The 19,992-nt window shown below is 59.0% G+C and carries 13 protein-coding genes and 1 pseudogene; 11 read left to right on the forward strand and 3 right to left on the reverse strand.

The window, feature by feature from the left end; genetic code table 11:
* Positions 1 to 9: 9 nt before the first annotated feature.
* Positions 10 to 206: pseudogene (locus tag QHL1GM_RS19760) on the reverse strand (IS30 family transposase); the annotation flags it as partial.
* A gap of 347 nt (positions 207 to 553) precedes the next feature.
* On the opposite strand from QHL1GM_RS19760, the gene QHL1GM_RS14970 reads away from it, so the two are divergent.
* From QHL1GM_RS14970 to QHL1GM_RS15000, 7 genes are all read left to right on the forward strand, one after another.
* Positions 554 to 1,696, forward strand: a complete 1,143-nt coding sequence (locus QHL1GM_RS14970) for a GlxA family transcriptional regulator (RefSeq protein ID WP_071695170.1) — start codon at positions 554 to 556, stop codon at positions 1,694 to 1,696.
* A 250-nt stretch (positions 1,697 to 1,946) separates the two neighbouring features.
* Positions 1,947 to 2,924 (forward strand): dipeptidase, encoded by a 978-nt coding sequence (locus QHL1GM_RS14975; protein WP_071695171.1) that lies wholly within the window; start codon positions 1,947 to 1,949, stop codon positions 2,922 to 2,924.
* A 78-nt stretch (positions 2,925 to 3,002) separates the two neighbouring features.
* On the forward strand, positions 3,003 to 3,548 hold the full coding sequence (locus QHL1GM_RS14980; protein ID WP_071695172.1) for a DUF5943 domain-containing protein: 546 nt from the start codon (positions 3,003 to 3,005) through the stop codon (positions 3,546 to 3,548).
* A gap of 23 nt (positions 3,549 to 3,571) precedes the next feature.
* Complete coding sequence (gene dgcA / locus QHL1GM_RS14985) at positions 3,572 to 5,668, forward strand: dimethylglycine demethylation protein DgcA (protein ID WP_071695173.1); 2,097 nt, start codon at positions 3,572 to 3,574, stop codon at positions 5,666 to 5,668.
* Between the two features lie 20 nt (positions 5,669 to 5,688).
* Entirely contained in the window at positions 5,689 to 7,692 is a 2,004-nt protein-coding gene (locus QHL1GM_RS14990) for a (Fe-S)-binding protein (protein WP_071695174.1), read from the forward strand.
* The gene (locus tag QHL1GM_RS14995; protein ID WP_071695175.1) at positions 7,689 to 8,993 is read left to right on the forward strand and encodes an electron transfer flavoprotein subunit alpha/FixB family protein; all 1,305 of its coding nucleotides are present in this window, start codon (positions 7,689 to 7,691) and stop codon (positions 8,991 to 8,993) included. Before QHL1GM_RS14990 ends, QHL1GM_RS14995 begins: the two co-directional genes overlap by 4 nt.
* Positions 8,983 to 9,825 carry an electron transfer flavoprotein subunit beta gene (locus tag QHL1GM_RS15000; protein WP_071695176.1) on the forward strand — a complete coding sequence of 281 codons (843 nt, stop codon included), beginning with the start codon at positions 8,983 to 8,985 and terminating at the stop codon, positions 9,823 to 9,825. The genes QHL1GM_RS14995 and QHL1GM_RS15000 overlap by 11 nt, the downstream gene beginning before the upstream one ends.
* 61 nt (positions 9,826 to 9,886) lie before the next feature.
* Here the strand turns inward: QHL1GM_RS15000 and QHL1GM_RS15005 are convergent, their stop codons facing one another.
* Together QHL1GM_RS15005 and QHL1GM_RS15010 are read right to left on the reverse strand one after the other, a co-directional pair.
* A complete protein-coding gene (locus tag QHL1GM_RS15005) occupies positions 9,887 to 10,774 on the reverse strand; it encodes a DMT family transporter (RefSeq protein WP_071695177.1) in 888 nt (295 codons plus the stop codon).
* Between the two features lie 64 nt (positions 10,775 to 10,838).
* Positions 10,839 to 12,419, reverse strand: coding sequence for a BCCT family transporter (locus tag QHL1GM_RS15010; RefSeq protein ID WP_071695178.1), 1,581 nt, complete (start codon positions 12,417 to 12,419; stop codon positions 10,839 to 10,841).
* A gap of 243 nt (positions 12,420 to 12,662) precedes the next feature.
* On the opposite strand from QHL1GM_RS15010, the gene fdhA reads away from it, so the two are divergent.
* The 4 genes from fdhA (at position 12,663) to QHL1GM_RS15030 (ending at position 19,990) form a co-directional block, all read left to right on the forward strand.
* On the forward strand, positions 12,663 to 13,853 hold the full coding sequence (gene fdhA, locus QHL1GM_RS15015; RefSeq protein ID WP_071695179.1) for a formaldehyde dehydrogenase, glutathione-independent: 1,191 nt from the start codon (positions 12,663 to 12,665) through the stop codon (positions 13,851 to 13,853).
* A gap of 137 nt (positions 13,854 to 13,990) precedes the next feature.
* Positions 13,991 to 15,709, forward strand: a complete 1,719-nt coding sequence (locus tag QHL1GM_RS15020; RefSeq protein ID WP_071695180.1) for an NADH-ubiquinone oxidoreductase-F iron-sulfur binding region domain-containing protein — start codon at positions 13,991 to 13,993, stop codon at positions 15,707 to 15,709.
* 16 nt (positions 15,710 to 15,725) lie between these two features.
* Complete coding sequence (gene fdhF, locus QHL1GM_RS15025) at positions 15,726 to 18,560, forward strand: formate dehydrogenase subunit alpha (protein ID WP_071695181.1); 2,835 nt, start codon at positions 15,726 to 15,728, stop codon at positions 18,558 to 18,560.
* 290 nt (positions 18,561 to 18,850) lie between these two features.
* On the forward strand, positions 18,851 to 19,990 hold the full coding sequence (locus QHL1GM_RS15030) for an ABC transporter ATP-binding protein (RefSeq protein ID WP_071695182.1): 1,140 nt from the start codon (positions 18,851 to 18,853) through the stop codon (positions 19,988 to 19,990).
* The last annotated feature ends 2 nt before the right edge of the window (positions 19,991 to 19,992 follow it).

Genomic DNA, 19,992 nt, shown 5'->3' on the forward strand with positions numbered 1-19,992 from the left:
GGATGGTAAGGCGGTGAACCCGACAGCCGCTGCTGTGGTGCCATCCACTTTCGCCAGGATCACCAGAGCATAGATCGCTCTACCAACGTACCGACGGCAGAGCGGTTGCTGGCACCAAAGATGAAATCACCCTCCCAATTGTCAGGTATAAGGCGGTCTTCGATCTCTGGAGACTGCAGATGGATGCTGACCAAGTCTGGAATCTGTTTGAGAGGTTAGGTGCTGCATTTGGTTATTGAGACTACCAGTGATCGTTATGTTTATAACGGGCCTGCGTGATGTCCTCATCCAGTAACGCCAGTAAAACATTACCGGATTAACTTACCAGACGCTTTTGAAGCGACCTCCAGTGTTGCATTTGCGACGGAGCGCCAAGTTTGCGCAATAGTTTTGTCGCTATCCGCCCTATTCGTGCCAATATACGACCAAAGAGCAATACAACCCCTGCACTAGTGAGTATTCACGCCAGTAAAGGGAAACTAAAAGACGCCAGCGACACCTACATACTAATAAGAAAAAAAGTGATGATTAAAAGGTGACGGAGGGTAAAACCATGACATCAAATCAAGCAAAAGACCCGGCAGCAAATACCAACCGTGCGGGCGAACCGCAAACCCTTGGCTTTCTACTGTTAGATAATTTCACACTGATTTCTCTGGCATCGGCAATAGACCCTTTGCGGATGGCTAATCAGTTGGCCGGCCGCGAGCTGTATCGCTGGTATACCCTGACACAGGATGGCCTTCCCGTTCGCGCCAGTGATGGATTGCAGGTGACACCTGATGCCTCTATGCAGACCCCGCTATCGCTTGAGTGGGTGGTCGTTTGTGGTGGGGTAGGCCCGCAGCACAGCGTTACCCGTGAACACATTCGTTGGCTTCAGTCGCAGTCACGCCAGCTAAAACGATTAGGCTCGGTATGTACGGGCAGTTGGGCACTAGGGCAGGCGGGATTGCTGGATCACTATGAAACCAGTGTGCACTGGGAGTGTCTGGCATCCATGCAGGAAGCTTTCCCCAGCGTTATTCTGACGCCGCACCTTTTCTCTATTGATCGTGATCGATTCACCGCCTCTGGCGGCACTGCGCCGCTCGATATGATGCTTAATCTGATTGCGCATGACCATGGTCGAGAGCTTTCGGCAGGCATCTCTGAGATGTTTATCTACGAACGTGTACGTAACGAGCAGGATCAGCAGCGAGTTCCTCTTAAGCACGTGTTGGGTACTACCCAGCCCAAGCTATTGGAAATTGTCGCCTTGATGGAATCCAACCTTGAAGAACCGATTGAGCTTGATGAACTGGCAAGCTATGTGGATGTTTCACGACGCCAGTTAGAGCGATTGTTCCAGCGCTATCTGCTCTGCTCGCCGTCTCGTTACTACCTCAAGCTACGCTTAGTACGTGCTCGTCAATTGCTCAAACAAACGCCGCTGTCGATCATCGAAATCGCTTCCGTATGCGGCTTTGTCTCTACGCCCCATTTTTCTAAGTGCTACCGTGAATACTTTGGTGTGCCACCGAGAAGTGAGCGCCTGGGTGGCTTGGATCGTCAGGGAGGTAACAGTAAGTCACCACTGTTAACCAAGCGTTGGGGGGGCGAGCCTTACAAAAGCGAGCCTCTTTCAAGCGCCCAACAGGCGCTAGCCTGTGCTCAGGGTGAACCTACTTTTGCCAGCGTACAGCTATTGAACTGAAACCCCGCTGCGTCACCAAGATTTGAAACGTGCTGCCACTCTTCGGCAGCACGTTTTTTTAAGTGGTCGTGACTCTTTACGCTTATGCACATTTCTGTAAAAACTCCGCTATAAAAGTTAGATGGTGCGCGGGTAGTTGTCGTGTTCACGACACAATGACGCTTTTGGAATTTCCACCGTCGTTTCCAAGAGCAGCTAAACCCAACGTCAGCGCTATGCTCGCTACATTAATCAATGTTGGAGCTTAGCTATGACCCCCTCTGAACTGCACAATGACGCTATCGTCATTGATGGCCTGATCATCGCCAAATGGAATCGTGAGCTGCTTGAGGACATGCGTCGCGGCGGTCTTACCGCTGCCAACTGCACAGTCTCAGTGTGGGAAGGGTTCCAGGCCACGGTCGATAATATCGTCAAGTCCAACCGGTTGATGGCGGAGTGTAGTGACCTGGTGCGCCCTGTTCGCACCACCGCTGACATCACTCGCGCGAAAGAAGAGGGCAAAACCGGCATCATCTTCGGCTTCCAGAATGCCCATGCCTTTGAAGACCAAATTGGCTACGTTGAGATATTCAAGCAGCTGGGCGTGGGTATCGTACAGATGTGCTACAACACCCAGAATCTGGTGGGTACCGGCTGCTACGAGCGTGACGGCGGCCTGTCTGGCTTCGGCCGCGAAATCGTTGCCGAGATGAACCGGGTCGGCATCATGTGTGACCTTTCTCACGTCGGTGCCAAGACCTCCGAAGAGGTCATTCTTGAGTCTAAAAAGCCAGTCTGCTACTCACACTGCCTGCCCTCCGGCCTCAAAGAGCACCCGCGCAATAAATCTGATCAAGAGCTGAAGTTCATTGCCGACCACGGCGGTTTTGTTGGTGTCACCATGTTTGCGCCGTTCCTCAAAAAGGGCATCGACTCAACCATCGAAGACTACTGCGAGGCGATCGAATACGTCATGAATATCGTCGGAGAGGACGCTATCGGCATTGGTACCGATTTCACCCAAGGGCATGGTCAAGAGTTTTTCGAGTGGTTGACCCACGACAAAGGCTACGCCCGTCGCCTCACTGACTTTGGCAAGATCATCAATCCCAAAGGAATACGCACCATTGGCGAGTTCCCCAATCTCACCGAGGCACTTCTCAAGCGCGGTTTAAGTGAGGTCCAGGTGCGCAAGATCATGGGAGAGAACTGGGTGCGCGTGCTAAAGGACGTGTGGGGCGCCTAAGCGCCTGTTCCATAAGATTGATAGGGCGGGATACCCCCCGCTCCTTAGCCAAGAATAATGATGTAGAGGATAACAACCGTGACCAAACTGGCCCCCGCACTGCCCATCGACGTGGATAGCGAAACAGGCGTCTGGACGACTGATGCTCTGCCTATGCTCTATGTGCCGCGGCACTTCTTTATCAATAACCACGTAGCCGTAGAAGAGGCGCTAGGTGCGGAGAAGTATGCCGAAATTCTTTATCACGCAGGTTACAAGAGTGCCTGGCACTGGTGTGAGAAAGAGGCCGAACTACACGGCATTAGCGGAGAGGCGGTATTTGAACACTACATGACGCGCCTTTCCCAGCGCGGTTGGGGGCTATTCATTACTGAGCAGATCGATCTCGACTCGGGTACTGCTCAAGTACGTCTTGAACACAGCGCTTTTGTTTACCAGCTTGGCAAGACCGGGAACAAGGAAGAGTACATGTTCAACGGTTGGTTCGCCGGTGCCATGGATCAAATCCTCGCTGCCCGCGGAAGCTCACTGCGTACCGTTGCTGAGCAGACGCAGAGTGCAGCCGAACCTGGCTGTGATGTAGGCATCTTCGTCGTCCAGCCGCTGACCGACGCTGCCCGCTAACTGGGGTACGAGGAGAGATAACCATGGCATTCGACGCAATTTTCGAGCCGATCGACATCGGCAAGCTGACTATCCGCAACCGTGTGGTCAGTACCGCTCACGCTGAGGTGCATGCCACCGACGGCGGTATGACCACAGAGCGTTACGTCAGGTACTACGAGGAGAAGGCCAAAGGTGGTTGTGGTCTATGTATTTGCGGTGGCTCATCGGTGGTGTCCATCGATAGCCCTCAGGGTTGGTGGAGCTCGGTAAACCTTTCCACCGATCGCATTATTCCGTACTTCCAGAATTTGGCCGAGGCCGTGCATAAGCATGGCGGCAAGATCATGATCCAGATTACCCATATGGGGCGTCGCTCCCGCTGGGACGGTTTCGACTGGTCGACCCTGGTATCACCCTCCGGTATCCGTGAGCCGGTGCACCGCTCTACCTGTAAGACCATTGAGGAAGAGGAGATCTGGCGTATTGTCGGCGACTTTGCCCAGGCCGCGCGCCGGGCAAAGGAAGGTGGCCTCGACGGTGTTGAGCTTTCTGCCGTGCACCAGCATTTGATCGATCAGTTCTGGAGCCCACGGGTCAACAAGCGTGAGGACGAGTGGGGCGGTAGCTTCGAGAACCGTATGCGCTTCGGCATGGAAGTGCTGCAAGCGGTACGTGCTGAAGTGGGTGACGACTTCGTTGTGGGTATGCGTATCTGTGGCGACGAGTTCCACCCGGATGGTCTTTCTCACGACGATATGAAGCAGATCGCCGCCTACTACGATGCCACCGGTATGGTGGATTTCTTCGGCGTTATCGGTTCTGGCTGCGACACTCACAACACCCTCGCCAACGTTATCCCTAATATGTCCTATCCGCCGGAGCCTTTCCTACACCTGGCGGCGGGGATCAAGGAAGTGGTGAACGTGCCGGTGATCCACGCCCAGAACATTAAGGATCCCAATCAGGCCCAGCGTATCCTCGAAGGGGGCTACGTAGACCTGGTGGGTATGACACGGGCACATATTGCCGACCCTCACCTGATCGCCAAGATCAAGATGGGCCAGATCGATCAGATCAAACAGTGTGTGGGCGCTAACTACTGCATCGACCGCCAGTACCAGGGCCTGGACGTACTGTGCATTCAAAACGCCGCAACCTCGCGGGAATACATGGGCCTGCCCCACATCATTGAGAAAACTGAGGGCGCCAAACGCAAAGTTGTCGTGGTAGGCGGCGGCCCCGGCGGTATGGAGGCAGCGCGGGTAGCCGCTGAGCGCGGTCACGATGTCACTCTGTTTGAGGCCGCTGACGCCTTGGGCGGGCAGATCACAATTGCCGCCCAGGCACCCCAGCGCGATCAGATCGCCGGTATCACCCGCTGGTTTCAACTGGAGCTGGCGCGGCTAAAAATCGACCTGCGTCTGGGCACCCGCGCCGATGAGGCGACGCTGCTCGATCTGCGCCCGGATATCGTGGTGCTCGCCACCGGTGGCCAGCCCTTCCTTAGCCAGCACCCCGAGTGGGGTTACTCGGAGAATGCCGAGGAGAGCTTGGTAGTCAGCACCTGGGATATTCTCTCAGGCAAAGTGGCGCCAGGTAAAAACGTGCTGATTTATGACGCCATCTGCGAATTCTCCGGCGTCTCGGCGGCGGATTTTCTCGCCGACAAGGGCGCCAAGGTGGAGATCGTCACCGACGATATTAAACCCGGCGCGGCGGTGGGCGGTACCACCTTCCCCACCTACTACCGCAGCCTCTACGAGAAGGAGGTGATCATGTCCTCCGACCTGATGCTGCATAAGGTTTACCGCGAGGGCGACGGCCTGGTGGCGGTGCTCGAAAATGAGTACACCGGTGCTTTGGAAGAGCGCGTGGTGGATCAGGTAGTGGTCGAGAACGGCGTACGCCCTGACGAAGCGCTCTACTACGCCCTGAAGGAGCAGTCCCGCAACAAAGGGCAGGTCGACCTGGAGGCACTCTATGCCATCAAGCCGCAGCCTTGCCTGATTGAAGAGAGAGTGGATGAGAGAGGCGAGGAAGGAGATGGCTTCCTGCTGTTCCGCCTGGGCGACTGCACGGCACCGCGTAACGCCCATGCGGCCATTTACGACGCCCTGCGAATCTGCAAGGACTTCTGACGGCTTAGGAGGTGAGTACCATGCTCAATACGCTCTTGCCGATACTGATTTTTACTGCCCTGGCCCTGGCAGTAATCGGCGCTGTACGCCGTATACGCCTGTGGCGTCAGGGGCGCCCCTCGCGGGTGAACCTGCTCAAGGGATTGGTTGCCCTGCCGCGCCGCTATTTGGTGGATCTGCACCATGTAGTGGGGCGTGACAAAATGATCTCCAACACCCATGTGGCCACCGCCGGTGGCTTCGTGGCCGCTGCCGTGCTGATGATCCTGGTGCACGGTCTGGGTATCGCCAACCTATTGTTAGGCGGATTACTGCTACTGGCGAGCTCCTCCATGTTCGTCGGTAGCCTCTTCGTGGCGCGGCGGCGGCTTAACCCTCCAGCTCGGCTCTCCAAGGGCCCCTGGATGCGTCTGCCCAAGAGTCTGATGGCGTTCTCGATAGGCGTCTTCCTGATCACGCTGCCCACGGTAGGTCTGCTGCCTGAAGGTTTGCTTGAAGGGGGCAGTAGCTGGCTGCTGGCGCTGGTATTAGCGGGCGTCGTGGCCTGGGGCCTGGGGGAAATGTTTTTCGGCATGACCTGGGGCGGGCCCATGAAGCACGCCTTCGCCGGTGCCCTGCATCTGGCCTTCCACCGTCGCGCCGAGCGCTTCTCCACGAAAAAAGGCGGCGCTGGTCGTTCAACGGGTCTCAAGGCACTCAACCTTGAGGATGAAGCGACGCCTCTGGGGGTGGAAAAGCCGACCGACTTTACCTGGAACCAACTGCTGGGCTTCGACGCTTGCGTGCAGTGCGGTCGCTGCGAGGCGGTGTGCCCTGCCTTTGCCGCCGGTCAGCCGCTGAACCCCAAGAAGCTGATCCAGGACATGGTGGTGGGTATGGCGGGGGGCAGTGATGCCGCCTATGCCGGTTCCCCCTACCCTGGCAAGCCGGTAGGTGAACACGCAGGGTCTCCCCATGGGCCCATCGTGGCGCTGGAAGGAAAAGCGTTGGTCGACGCCGATACGCTCTGGTCGTGTACGACCTGCCGCGCCTGCGTGGAAGAGTGTCCGATGATGATCGAGCACGTGGATGCGATTGTCGATATGCGCCGCCACCTGACCCTGGAACGGGGCAAAACGCCCAACAAAGGCGCCGAGGTGCTCGACAATTTGATCGCCACCGACAATCCCGGCGGTTTCGATCCTGGCTCGCGGCTCAACTGGGCGGCGGATCTTAACCTACCGCTCATGGCAGATCTTAAGCAGGTCGATGTGCTGTTGTGGCTAGGGGATGGCGCCTTTGATATGCGCAACCAGCACACCTTGCGTGCACTGGTCAAAGTGCTGCGCGCTGCTGAAGTCGATTTCGCGGTGTTGGGTGCCGAAGAGCGCGATAGCGGCGACGTGGCCCGGCGTCTAGGCGATGAGGCGACGTTCCAATCCCTGGCGAAGCGCAATATTGCCACCCTGGCTCAGTATCGCTTCTTGCAGATTGTTTCCTGCGATCCCCACAGCTTTCATGTGCTGGGCAATGAGTACGGTGAGCTAGGGGGACATTATGAGGTACGTCACCACAGTACCTTCATTGCCGAGCTGTATGAGGCCGGTCGACTGGCGTTCGCACCCTGGAAAGGCGGCAGCGTCACCTATCACGACCCGTGTTACCTGGGGCGCTATAACGGTGAATACGAGGCACCACGTAACGTGCTTAAGGCGCTGGGCATCGAGGTCAAGGAGATGGAACGCTCCGGCTTCCGCTCGCGCTGCTGCGGCGGCGGTGGCGGGGCACCGATTACCGATATTCCCGGTGAACGGCGGATTCCCGATATGCGCATGAACGATGTCAAGGAGAGCGGTGCCGAGCTGGTGGCGGTGGGCTGCCCGCAGTGTACCGCCATGCTGGAAGGCGTGGTGGATGCCAGCGCCGAAGTGCGCGATATCGCCGAACTGGTGGCCGATGCGCTGGTTGAGCGTTCCGCTGACGATGTGTCCGGCGCATCCCGCCGAACCACTGCATCGACGACTGCTGAAGAGGTGATCGTATGAGTGAGATTATTCGCCGCGACCCACGTCGTGAGTGGATCGCACGAAACCGTCTGCACCCCGACAACGCCGCGGTGCTGGCTGCCCTGGGTGTAAACAGGCGCGGCGGAGCGGTCAGCGAATGGATGGGCCCCAACGGTGTGGTGCGCAAGAATCCTCGTGCCATCGGCTTTATCGGCCCTAATGGCGTCAAACGGATTGATCGTAGTGGCCTCCAGCAAGGGGGGCAGGCCTCCGCGACCACCACGGCGGCGCGCGATAGCCGCCGCACGGTGACCATTGATCAGCCCTCCTTCCTAGTGGCCGTGGTGCCCGACCTGACCGGCGGGCGCCTCTCCGGACATGACAAGGATCTGCTGGGCTTGGCCCGGCGTGTGGCGGATGCCGACGCCGAACAGCCCGGCGCCGTGGTGGCGATCCTGTTTGGTGAGCATAAGGGCGAGGGGGGCGGCGAGCTTAAGGAGCAGGCGCTGGGCGAAGCCGGGATCGATCGCGTCGTGCATCTTGATGATGAGCTTTACACAGGGTTTGCGCCTGAAGCGCGTCTGGCTGCTTTAAGCGCCGTCGAGCGGGAGATGACGCCGCGCTTCTGGCTGTTGCCAGACTCGCCCCTGGGCGGAGCCGATTTGGGGCGGCGGCTTGCATTACACCTGGGTGAACGCGCTGCCACTGGGGTGTGGCAGGTGGAAGCTGATAATGAGGCCTCTTTGGGTTGGCGCTGTACTGCCCGTGGCGCCGCTGGGAGCCTGGATATCCAGCGCCCTCTGCCGCGGGTTGCACTGGCGCTGGCCGAGTGCGCCGAACCGGTGGACGAGACCCGGCATGCGGCCGAGCACCTGACCCTGATAGCGTCAATTCCCACCACTCTATCGCGCATTGAAGACCTGGGGCAGGTGGCGGTTGATCCCGCCGGCGTGGCGCTGGCCGAGGCTGAGTTCATCCTCTCCGGTGGCAACGGCGTCAAGCAGTGGGACGCCTTCCACCATGCCGCGAAAGTCCTCGGCGCTACCGAAGGAGCCTCGCGTGTCGCGGTAGACGACGGCTTTATGGCACGCGATCGTCAGGTGGGCGCCACCGGCACCTGGGTAACCGCCCGAGTCTATATGGCGGTGGGTATTTCAGGCGCTATCCAGCACCTGCAGGGCATTCAGCGCTGCGACAAGGTAGTGGCAATCAATCTCGATCCGGGGTGCGACATCATCAAGCGCGCCGACCTGGCGGTGATTGGCGACAGCACACAAATTCTGGCCGCGCTAGTGGCCATGGTGGAAAAGCAGCGGGGAGGGCAGCGCGATGCAGCCTGATTTACACCAGAAGCAGCAACAAGAGGGAATCGACGTGGCGGTGCTGGTCTCCATCGGCCGTCACCCTGCCACCGGCCGCGCGAGGCGCGCAGAGCAGGATTCCCGGGGCCTGGAGCTTGCGCTGGCCATGGAAGCCGAACTGCCGGGCACTCGGATTAGCGTACTGCATGCTGGTTCACAGGATGTTGACAGCGAGGCAGCCCTGCGCGGCTACTTGGGTATGGCCACAGGCGGCGGCATGGGGCTTGAGTCCATGACTCTGCTAGAGCAGCCTGAAGGCAGTGATGCCATTCAGCCCCTGGTGGAACATTTAGCCGCTACCTCGCCCCAGCTAGTGATCACCGGCGCCCGGGCAGAGCGCGGTGAAGGCTCTGGGCTTTTGCCCTATGCGTTGGCAGAACATCTCGGCTGGCCATTGGTTAATAGCTTGGCGTCGGTAGAGAAGGTGGAAAATGGCGTGGTTACGCTGCTTCAGGCGTTGCCCCGGGGTCAGCGTCGTCGTCTCAAGGTGCGCCTACCCGCCATCATCAGCGTGGACGAAGCGGCGCCGGCGGCGCGTCAGAGCGCCTTCGGCCCGGCGCGTCGAGCCACCTTTGCGATTACGACCACTACCCCTGAAGCCGACAGCGAACTAGCCCAGTGGCATCTGGCCCCTGCACGTAAACGGCCTAAGCGTCTGAAAATCGTTAAAGCTGCGTCAGCCAGGGATCGCTTCAAGGCGGCAGCCTCCAAAGCCGAGGGCAAGGGCGGGCAGGTGCTCACCGACGTTACCCCCGAACAGGGCGCCGAGGCGATCTACAAGCTGCTGAAGGAAGAGGATGTGCTGCGCTGACCCAGCCTGTGCATCACGCCGCTAACCATCACTCAAGCCCGCCTTTTTCAGGCGGGCTTTTCTATTGGCCGATAAAACCCGGATAAAGCTGCAGACGCTGCCTTTCCAGACGCAAGCCTATCCAGGCATGCACTACCAGCACCAGGATCACCACACCACCGCCGAGTAGCGTCGAAGTCGTAGGTGTCTCAGCTAATAACCACCACACCCACAGTGTGCCCAATGCGGTTTCGACCAGATAAAACAGCGCCACCTCAGTAGACGACAGATAGCGGGTGGCGCTGTTGATCAGCACCGTGGCCAAGGGCATCTGCACCAGCCCCATCAGCGCCAGTACGCCATAGCGCTGGGCATCCAGCTCCAGCGGCGAGGCCATGGGCAGGGCAACCGCCGCCGAGAGCAACCCACCACCGGCAATCACCGTCATAGGATCAATCGCTGGATAGCGGCGCAGCAGGGTCAGGTTGCCGCCGATAGCTGCCGAGGCCGCCAAGGCATAAAGATTACCTACCAGCATCCCGATAGCCCCCTCGCCTATGAACACCAAACCCATGCCCAGCATGCAGACAGCAATGGCCACCAGCGTTCGCAGCGCGACTTTTTCACCCAGGAAAATCCGTGAAAACAGCGCGGCAAACAGCGGCGCTGTACTTAGGATTACCACCACATTGGCCACGTTGGCGTTCATGACTGCCAGAACAAACAGGCTGGATATCAGACCCAGCAGCAGCGCCGAGGCCAGTGAGGAGAACGGGTTGCTGCTCAGCGTCGCCAGCCGCTTGCCTGCCCAGCATAAAAGCCCCAGCACGCAGAACATCAATAAACCGCGCCAGAACACGATGGTCCAACCGTCGGTGCGCGCAAGGCGTATAAGCAAACCGTCGAAGCTGAGAAACACCACGCCCAAGACCACCATGAGTAGACCGCGCTGGTAAGGGCTTGACTGCATTGTCTTACTCCCGGTTGGCACAAAAGAAAACCACCCGCCGAATAGGCGGGCGGTTTAGAGTTGATTAGCTAGCGATTTTGGGCACCGCGTTGAGCTGTTGCCACTCCTTGTGAAGCCCCATATAAAGACTAAAACACATCAGCAAGAGAACCAACGTAAAGGGGAGTCCCGTGGCCACCGCGCCCGCCTGCAGTGCGCTGAGTGCCGTGCTTCCGCCGCCGTACAGCAACACACCCGCAATAATGCCTTCCAGCGCTGCCCAGAACACTCGCTGGCCCTTGGGTGCATCGGTTTTGCCGCCAGCGGTGATGCTATCTATCACCAGCGAGCCGGAGTCTGAAGAGGTAATGAAAAATACCAGTACCAGAATAATCCCCAGCGTCGACGTTATGCTGGTCATGGGCAGCTGCTCCAGCATATGGAACATAGCTAGCGAGACGTCACCAATGCCGTTGGCCAGCTCACCCACGCCGTTTGAGGCTTGAAAAAGTGCCGTGCCGCCAAAGGCGCTCATCCATACCAGCGTGACCAGCGTTGGCACCAGCAGTACCGCGATCAGAAATTCACGCACCGTGCGCCCCCGGGATACGCGAGCGATAAACATGCCGACAAACGGAGACCAAGAGATCCACCACGCCCAGTAAAAGATCGTCCAGCCGTGATACCAGGTGTCGTCCTCACGGCCAATCCAGTTCGACAGCGGCAAAAGGTGGCTCACGTAGTCCAGCGCCGTGGTGCCGATGCCTGTCAGAATCATCAGGGTCGGCCCGGCGATAAATACAAACAGCAGCAGCGCCGCCGCAATGACCATGTTGATGTTCGAGAATAGCTTGACGCCACCGTCGAGACCCCGCCATACCGAGATCAGCGCGATCACTGTAACCACCACAATAATTGCCAGTTGCGTTCCGATGGTATTGGGAGTGCCGAACACGTAGGCAAGCCCGCTGGCCGCTTGGGTAGCACCAAAACCGAGCGAGGTGGCCAGGCCAAAAATGGTTGAGAGTACGGCAAGAATATCCATGATATGGCCTGCCCAACCGCGGGTTCGCTCGCCAAGAATGGGGTAAAAGGCGGAGCGCAGTGTTAGTGGCAGGCCCTTGTTATAAGCGAAGAAAGCGAGTGAGAGTGCCACCACGCCATAAATGGCCCAGGGGTGCAGTCCCCAGTGGAACATCGTCGCCCCCATGGCGGCGCTGGCGCCTTCCGGCGTCCCCGCCGGCGCATTCAAGGGCGTTCCGTACCAATCGGTATAATAGGCCACCGGCTCAGCAACGCTCCAGAACATCAAACCAATGCCCATGCCTGCCGCAAACAGCATGGCGAACCAGGAGGTGCGCGAGTATTCCGGCTTGGCATCTTTGCCGCCAAGACGAATCCGACCTAGCGGCAAGCAGATCAGTACGAGGCAGAAAACCACAAAAACGTTACCCGCAATCATGAATAGCCAGTCGAAGTGTTCGATCGACCAGTTCTTGGCAAACCCAAGGTGAGTATTAGCGGCATCTGGGTAAACCAGTGCGTAAAGAATGAACAGCAGAATGGCGAGAGCGGAGAGTGGAAAGACGGGGTTATGAAAATCCAACCCCATTATCTGGGTATTGTCCTGTCCAGGCGACAGAACCGGGTCGTCATTGTTTTTCATTGGGTTTCCTTGGTGGCTCTTGTTAGACGTCGGGGTTGCGTCACATTGCCGACGCTATGAATTGTTGGGCCTGTTGCAAAGGAGGAGTGTCGTGAAAGCGACCTCTATCTATTCATCTTGGCTAGGATGTCTTGAATAGATATGTGAGTGCCTTTTTGGGGTAAGTCCCAATGCGCGGAGGGGATAGGGTGGGATAGCGCAATCAACCATCATGAACAGAACAATAAGCCACAGGAGCCAGCCATGAATGCAGCCAACCGCGGAGTGGTCTACAAGGGGCCGGGAGAGGTCGCCGTTGAGTCCATCGCCTATCCTGAACTCGCCCTCGGCAATCGCAAATGCGAGCACGGCGTGATTCTCAAGGTCGTGACCACCAATATTTGTGGCAGCGACCAGCACATGGTGCGCGGCCGCACTACTGCGCCGTCGGGCCTGGTACTTGGCCACGAGATCACCGGCCTGGTTGTGGAGTGCGGCCGCGACGTTGAGTACATACGTCCGGGCGATCTAGTCTCGGTGCCGTTCAACATTGCCTGTGGTCGCTGCCGCAACTGTAAAGAAGGCCGCACCGGTATCTGCCTCAACGTCAATCCATCTCGTCCTGGCGCCGCCTACGGCTATGTGGATATGGGCGGCTGGGTCGGCGGCCAGACCGAATATGTCATGGTTCCCTATGCTGACTTTAACCTGCTGAAGTTCCCAGATGCCGATCAGGCCATGGAGAAGATCAAGGATCTGACCCTGCTCTCCGATATCTTCCCCACTGGGTTCCACGGCTGCGTTACAGCTGGTGTCGGCCCCGGCAGTACTGTCTATATTGCTGGTGCTGGCCCGGTAGGTCTGGCGGCCGCGGTTTCCGCTCAGCTACTGGGTGCGGCCTGCGTGATCGTCGGCGACATGATCGAAGAGCGTCTGGCCCAGGCCCGCAGCTTTGGCTGCGAGACCATCGATCTGACCCAGGACGGCGATATGGCCGACAAGATTGAGGTGATCCTCGGCGAGCGTGAGGTCGATGCCTTTGTCGACTGCGTCGGCTTCGAAGCTCACGCCTGTGGCTGCAATCACGGCAAAGAAGCGCCCGCCACGGTGCTCAACTCGGCGATGTCGTTGACCCGGGCGGGTGGTCAGATCGGTATTCCGGGTCTATATGTGACTGAAGACCCGGGCGCGGCTGACGACGCTGCCAAGCAGGGCGCTCTGAGCATGCGCTTTGGTCTTGGTTGGGCCAAGTCCCACAGCTTCCATACGGGCCAGTGTCCGGTGATGAAGTACCATCGCCCGTTGATGCAGGCGATCTTGTTTGGCAAGGTCAATATCGCCGATGCGGTGAATGTCCAGATGATCACTTTGGATCAGGCACCCCAGGGCTATGCCGACTTCGATGGCGGCGCTGCTAAGAAATTCGTCATTGACCCCCATAGCAGCGTGGCTTAATAACTCATTTAATAAGTACTGAGTAACAAGCCCTGCCCTTGCCTGAGGGCAGGTTAGTGCGACCCTAGACGGCGCCCCGCGGGGTGCCGTCTTCGTTCATCCGGTATAAAACCGATCAAGATAATAATGGGTATTCAATGACCGTCCAGACCGTGTCCCCCAAGCGCCGCTTCCGCGGTAAACCCCGTGGCCGTGAACTTGATCCCCGCCTTCTTGAGGGGTTGTGTGAACTGCTGGGCGACGAACGACAGAACGCCACGCTGCGCCGCCGCGACCTACTTATTGAACACCTGCATACCATTCAGGACACCCAGGGCCATCTATTGCTGGCGGATTTGCGTGCCTTGGCGGCTTACATGAACCTGCCCATGGCGGCCGTCTACGAGACAGCCACTTTCTATGCGCACTTCGACGTCATCCACGACGATCAGCTGCCGCCGCCGGCAGTGACCATTCGCGTTTGCGATTCCCTAACCTGCCAGCTAGCCGGTGCCGAGGCGCTTAAAGCACAGCTTGAAGCGAACGTGGATATCGAACAGGTGCGGATACTGCGGGCCCCCTGCATGGGACGCTGCGACACGGCGCCAGTAGCCGAAGTAGGCCACCATCATGTGCTGTTCGCCACCCAGGCGCGTATTGCGTCGGTGATCGAAAAGGGCCACTTTCACCCCGCTCCCGTTGACTGGCAGCGACTGGGCGACTATCGCCGCGAGGGCGGTATGGCGTTGCTCCAGGCCTGTCATGACGGCAGCGTTACGGTAGAAGCGCTGATGGAGGCGATGCAGCAGGCCAATCTGCGTGGCTTGGGTGGCGCGGGTTTCCCTACCTTCAAAAAATGGACGTTCGTACGTCAGGAGGCTAGCCCCCGCTACTGCGCCATCAACGCCGACGAGGGCGAGCCCGGTACCTTCAAGGACCGCTATTACCTGGAGCGCTCACCTCATCAATTTCTTGAAGGGGCCTTGGTCAGCGCCTGGGCGGTAGACGCCGAGGCGCTGTATATCTACCTACGCGATGAGTACCCAGCGTTACATAGCGTGGTGCGCGAGGCGATTGGCGAGCTTGAGGCTGCAGGGTGGGTGGCGCCGGGTTACATCGTGCTGCGCCGCGGCGCGGGTGCTTACATCTGCGGCGAAGAGTCGGCGATGATTGAGTCCCTGGAAGGCAAACCGGGCAAGCCCCGCCATCGTCCTCCGTTTGTGGCCCAGAAGGGGCTCTTTGACCGCCCAACGCTGGTCAATAACGTCGAGACCGTCTACTGGATCCCGATGATCTGGCAGCGCGGCGCTGAGGCTTTCTCTAGCCAGGGTCGCCATGGCCGCGTGGGGCTGCGCAGTTTCTCGGTTTCGGGCCGGGTCAAACGCCCAGGCGTCTATTTAGCGCCTGCGGGGATCACCCTTAGCGAATTGGTTGACGAGTATTGTGGCGGCATGGCCGACGGCCACCGACTAACGGCGTACCTGCCCGGCGGTGCCTCGGGTGGCATTCTGCCGGCGTCCAAGGCCGATATCCCCCTCGACTTTGACACCCTTCAGGAGCACGGCTGTTTTATCGGTTCCGCTGCGGTGATCGTGCTTTCCGACCAGGACGATCTGCGCGGGGTGGCGACCAATCTATTGGCCTTCTTTGCCGACGAGTCCTGTGGTCAATGCACCCCCTGCCGGGTGGGTACGGAAAAAATGCTCACCCTGCTCGAACGCAACGAATGGGATGCCGGGCTGATGACGCAGCTTTCCCAGGTAATGATCGATGCCTCCATTTGCGGGCTCGGCCAGGCGGCGCCTAACCCGGTGCTGGGGCTGCTCAAGGATTTTCGCGGTGAACTTGCCGCCCAGAACGTAATTGTCAAGGGGTAGGGGGATGAACATGAGGATGAGCGAACAGAGCCTAGGTACAAGCTTCACGCTGACGCTGGACGGCGTTGACGTCATCGCTTACCCCGGTGAAAGCCTCTGGCAGGTGGCCAAGCGCGCCGGCGAGACCATTCCTCACCTGTGTTTCAAGGACGCCAGCGGCTACCGCGCCGACGGCAACTGCCGCGCCTGTATGGTGGAAATCGAAGGCGAGCGGGCACTGGCCGCCAGCTGTCTGCGCGAAGCGGCCCCCGGTATGGTGGTCAAGAGCGCCAACTCCGAACGAGCCTACACGGCCCGCAAGATGGTCATGGAGATGCTGCTGGTCGACCAGCCTGAGCGGGAAGAGAGCCCCGACAGCTCAAGCCATTTTTGGGCCATGGCCGACCAACTGGCTATTGATGCCACGGCGGTGCGCCGCAAGCTGCCCAGGCGCAACGGGCGCGAGGCGCCCACCGTGCACCATGTGGCGTCCCGGGCGGATAGCCTGGCGCAGGACAGCAGTCACTCGGCCATGCGCGTCAATCTTGACGCCTGCATCGAGTGCAACCTGTGTGTGCGTGCCTGTCGCGAAGTACAGGTTAACGACGTGATCGGACTGGCTCACCGGGGGGCGGCGTCCAAGATCGTGTTTGATTTCGACGACCCTATGGGGGATAGCACCTGCGTGGCGTGTGGCGAGTGTGTTCAAGCCTGCCCCACCGGCGCCCTGATGCCCGCTACCCTGGTCAACGAAGAGGGCCGCGGCGATTCTGCCGTCGCCGACCGTAAGGTGGACTCGGTATGCCCCTACTGCGGGGTGGGTTGCCAGCTCACCTACCATATCAAGGACGATGAGATCCTTTATGTGGAGGGCCGCGACGGCCCCTCTAATGAGAACCGGCTATGTGTTAAAGGCCGCTTCGGCTATGACTATCCGCGCCATCCATCCCGGCTTGTCACCCCGCTGATTCGTCGCGAGGGTGTCGCAAAGGGAATCGACCCAGACTTCGATCCCGCCAAGCCCCTGACGAATTTCCGCGAGGCTAGCTGGGACGAAGCCCTTGAGGTTGCTGCCAGCGGGCTTGTGAACCTTAAAGTGAATCATGGCCCTGATGCCCTGGCGGGATTCGGTAGCGCCAAGTGCTCCAACGAAGAGGCGTGGCTGTTCCAGAAGCTGGTGCGTACCGGCTTTGGCTCCAACCATGTGGATCACTGTACCCGTTTGTGCCACGCCAGCTCCGTGGCGGCACTCATGGAGTGTATTGGTTCAGGCTCGGTAACCGCCTCCTTTATGCAGGCAAGCCAGGCCGACGTGGTGATTCTTACCGGCTGTAATCCTGCGGTGAACCATCCGGTGGCGGCCACCTTCTTTAAACAGGCCGCCAAACGCGGTACTAAGATAGTGATAATCGACCCCCGTGGTCAGTCGCTGGATGCCTACGCCCACCTGAGCGTGCGCTTTTCACCGGGCGCCGACGTGGCCCTGTTTAATGCCATTCTCAATGTGATTATCAGCGAAGAACTTTATGATACGGCTTATATCGCCGCGCATACTGAGGGCTTCGAGGCCCTGAAAATTCATACCGTCGACATGACCCCCGAGGCGATGAGCGGTCTGTGCGGCGTTGAGCCCGAGACCATTCGCGAGGTGGCCAGGCTCTATGCCAACGCCGAACGGGCGATGATTTTCTGGGGCATGGGCATTTCCCAGCACACCCACGGCACCGATAACGCCCGCTGTCTGATCTCGCTGGCGTTGGCCTGCGGCCAGACCGGCCGCCCTGGCACCGGCCTGCACCCTTTGCGGGGGCAGAACAACGTTCAGGGCGCGTCTGATGCCGGTCTGATTCCCATGGTGATGCCGGACTACCAGCCCGTTAGCGATGCCCAGGTACGCAGTGCCTTCGAAGAGCTGTGGAATACCAAGCTGGACCCTACACCCGGCCTCACCGTGGTGGAAATCATGGACGCCATCACCGCGGGCACTATTCGCGGCATGTATATCCAGGGTGAAAACCCGGCGATGTCCGACCCGGATCTGGCCCATGCCCGGGCCGCCCTGGCCAAGCTGGAACATCTGGTGGTGCAGGATCTGTTTGTCACTGAGACTGCCCAGTTTGCCGATGTCATTCTGCCTGCCTCCGCCTGGCCTGAGAAAAACGGCACCGTCACCAACACCAATCGGCAGGTTCAAATGGGGCGTGCGGCGTTGCCGCTACCGGGCCAAGCCAAGCCGGACTGGTGGATTATCCAGGAAATCGCCAAGCGCTTTGGCCTGGACTGGAACTATCAACATCCACGGGACGTTTTCGCCGAGATGAAGCAAGGCATGGCCTCTCTCAACCATATTTCCTGGGAGCGTCTCGAGCGCGAGCAGTCGGTGACCTACCCCTGTCCAGCAGAGGACGCACCGGGGCACGACGTGGTCTTTACTGAGGCCTTCCCAACCGCCAGCGGTCGGGCGAAGTTCGCGCCTACGTGCCCGCTGCCCCCGGGTGAGCCGGTAGATAACGACTACCCGACGGTACTGACCACCGGTCGCCAGTTGGAGCACTGGCATACCGGTTCTATGACCCGCCGGGCCAAAGTGCTCGATGACCTGGAACCGGAAGCTGTGGCGAGCCTGGCACCCGCTGAGTTTATCCGGCTGGGGATGGCGCCGGGCGATGAGCTGACCATCGCCACCCGGCGAGGGGCCATTACCCTCAAGGCGAGGACGGATCCGGGCATGCCAGAGGGTATGGTGTTCGTGCCTTTCTGTTACGGGGAAGCGGCGGCGAATCTATTGACCAATCCGGCGCTAGACCCCTTTGGCAAGATTCCGGAGTTCAAGTATGCGGCCTGCCGTTTGAGCCCTACGGGTGCGGCCTGATTGATGGCGAAGACCTACCGTCCATGGAGTAGCTTCCATGGGCGATGCCACTTTTCGACGTTAAAGGAACCCGTTCGTAGTTGACTTTGCTGTGTCTGTGGCATGTTGATATTCAACGCTAATTGTCCCGACGAAAATTGTCATGCGCTACGAGCAACCCTTATGGTCGTTAGCAAGCATTAAGAAAAAATATAAATCAATCAGGTTCTAGGGGATGCGTGTCGGGGTGTGAGTGCGTTTTAGATTGTGCACTCGCCTTGCCGCAACGGGACTTTTATCGGGGAATGTGCATGAACGAGACCCTTGCAGACGCTGGGGAGGCGAGGGAGGCAACGACGGAAATACCGTCGAATTTCGCCCGCTTCGTCAATGTCCAAAAGAGTTATGACGGTGTCGAACTGGTCGTCAAAGATTTCAACCTTGATATCCGCAAGGGCGAATTCGTCACCCTGCTAGGCCCTTCGGGCTCCGGTAAGACCACCTGCCTGATGATGATGGCAGGCTTCGAAACCCCCACCCATGGTGAGATTCTGCTGAAAGACGAGCCGATCAGTGGCTTGCCGCCGCACAAGCGCGGCATCGGCATGGTGTTCCAGAACTATGCGCTGTTCCCGCACATGACGGTGGCCGAGAATCTTGCTTTCCCGCTTGAGGTGCGCCATCTCAGCAAGGCGGAGATCAAGGAGAAAGTGGCCAAGGCACTGGCCATGGTGCGCCTGGAGGAGTTTGGCGATCGCCGCCCGGCGCAGCTCTCCGGTGGCCAGCAGCAGCGCGTGGCGTTGGCCCGCGCACTGGTATTCGAGCCTGAACTGGTGCTGATGGACGAACCGCTGGGCGCGCTGGATAAGAATCTTCGCGAGGAAATGCAGTACGAGATCAAACGCATTCATGCCAGCCTCGGCGTCACCATGATCTACGTCACCCACGACCAGACCGAAGCATTGACCATGTCTGACCGCATTGCGGTCTTTAATGACGGCATTGTGCAGCAGTTAGCCTCACCGGATGAACTTTACGAACGACCGGAAAATGCCTTTGTGGCGTATTTCATCGGCGAGAACAATCGGTTGGTCGGCGAGGTCAGCGAGCACCTCGGCGATGACTGCAAGGTGCGCCTGGATAGCGGCGACACCGTGATTGCCAAACCGGTGGCGGTGGGGGACGTGGGCTCGCGTACGACGCTGTCGCTGAGACCAGAGCGTGTCAGCATCCTGTCGGGCGACGCCAACGCGCAGTTCGACAACCAGTTCACCGCCACGGTGCAGGAGGTTATCTACCTGGGCGACCATCTGCGCACGCGGGTGTCGGTGTGCGGTAATGATGATTTTATTTTGAAAACGCCCAATGCCCAAGGGGGTGGGGTGATGCGCCCTGGCCAGCAAATTCAGGTCGGCTGGTCGAGCGCCGATTGCCGCGCGCTGGATGCATAAGC

The sequence above is a fragment of the Halomonas sp. QHL1 genome (assembly GCF_001882345.1).
Lineage (GTDB): Bacteria > Pseudomonadota > Gammaproteobacteria > Pseudomonadales > Halomonadaceae > Vreelandella.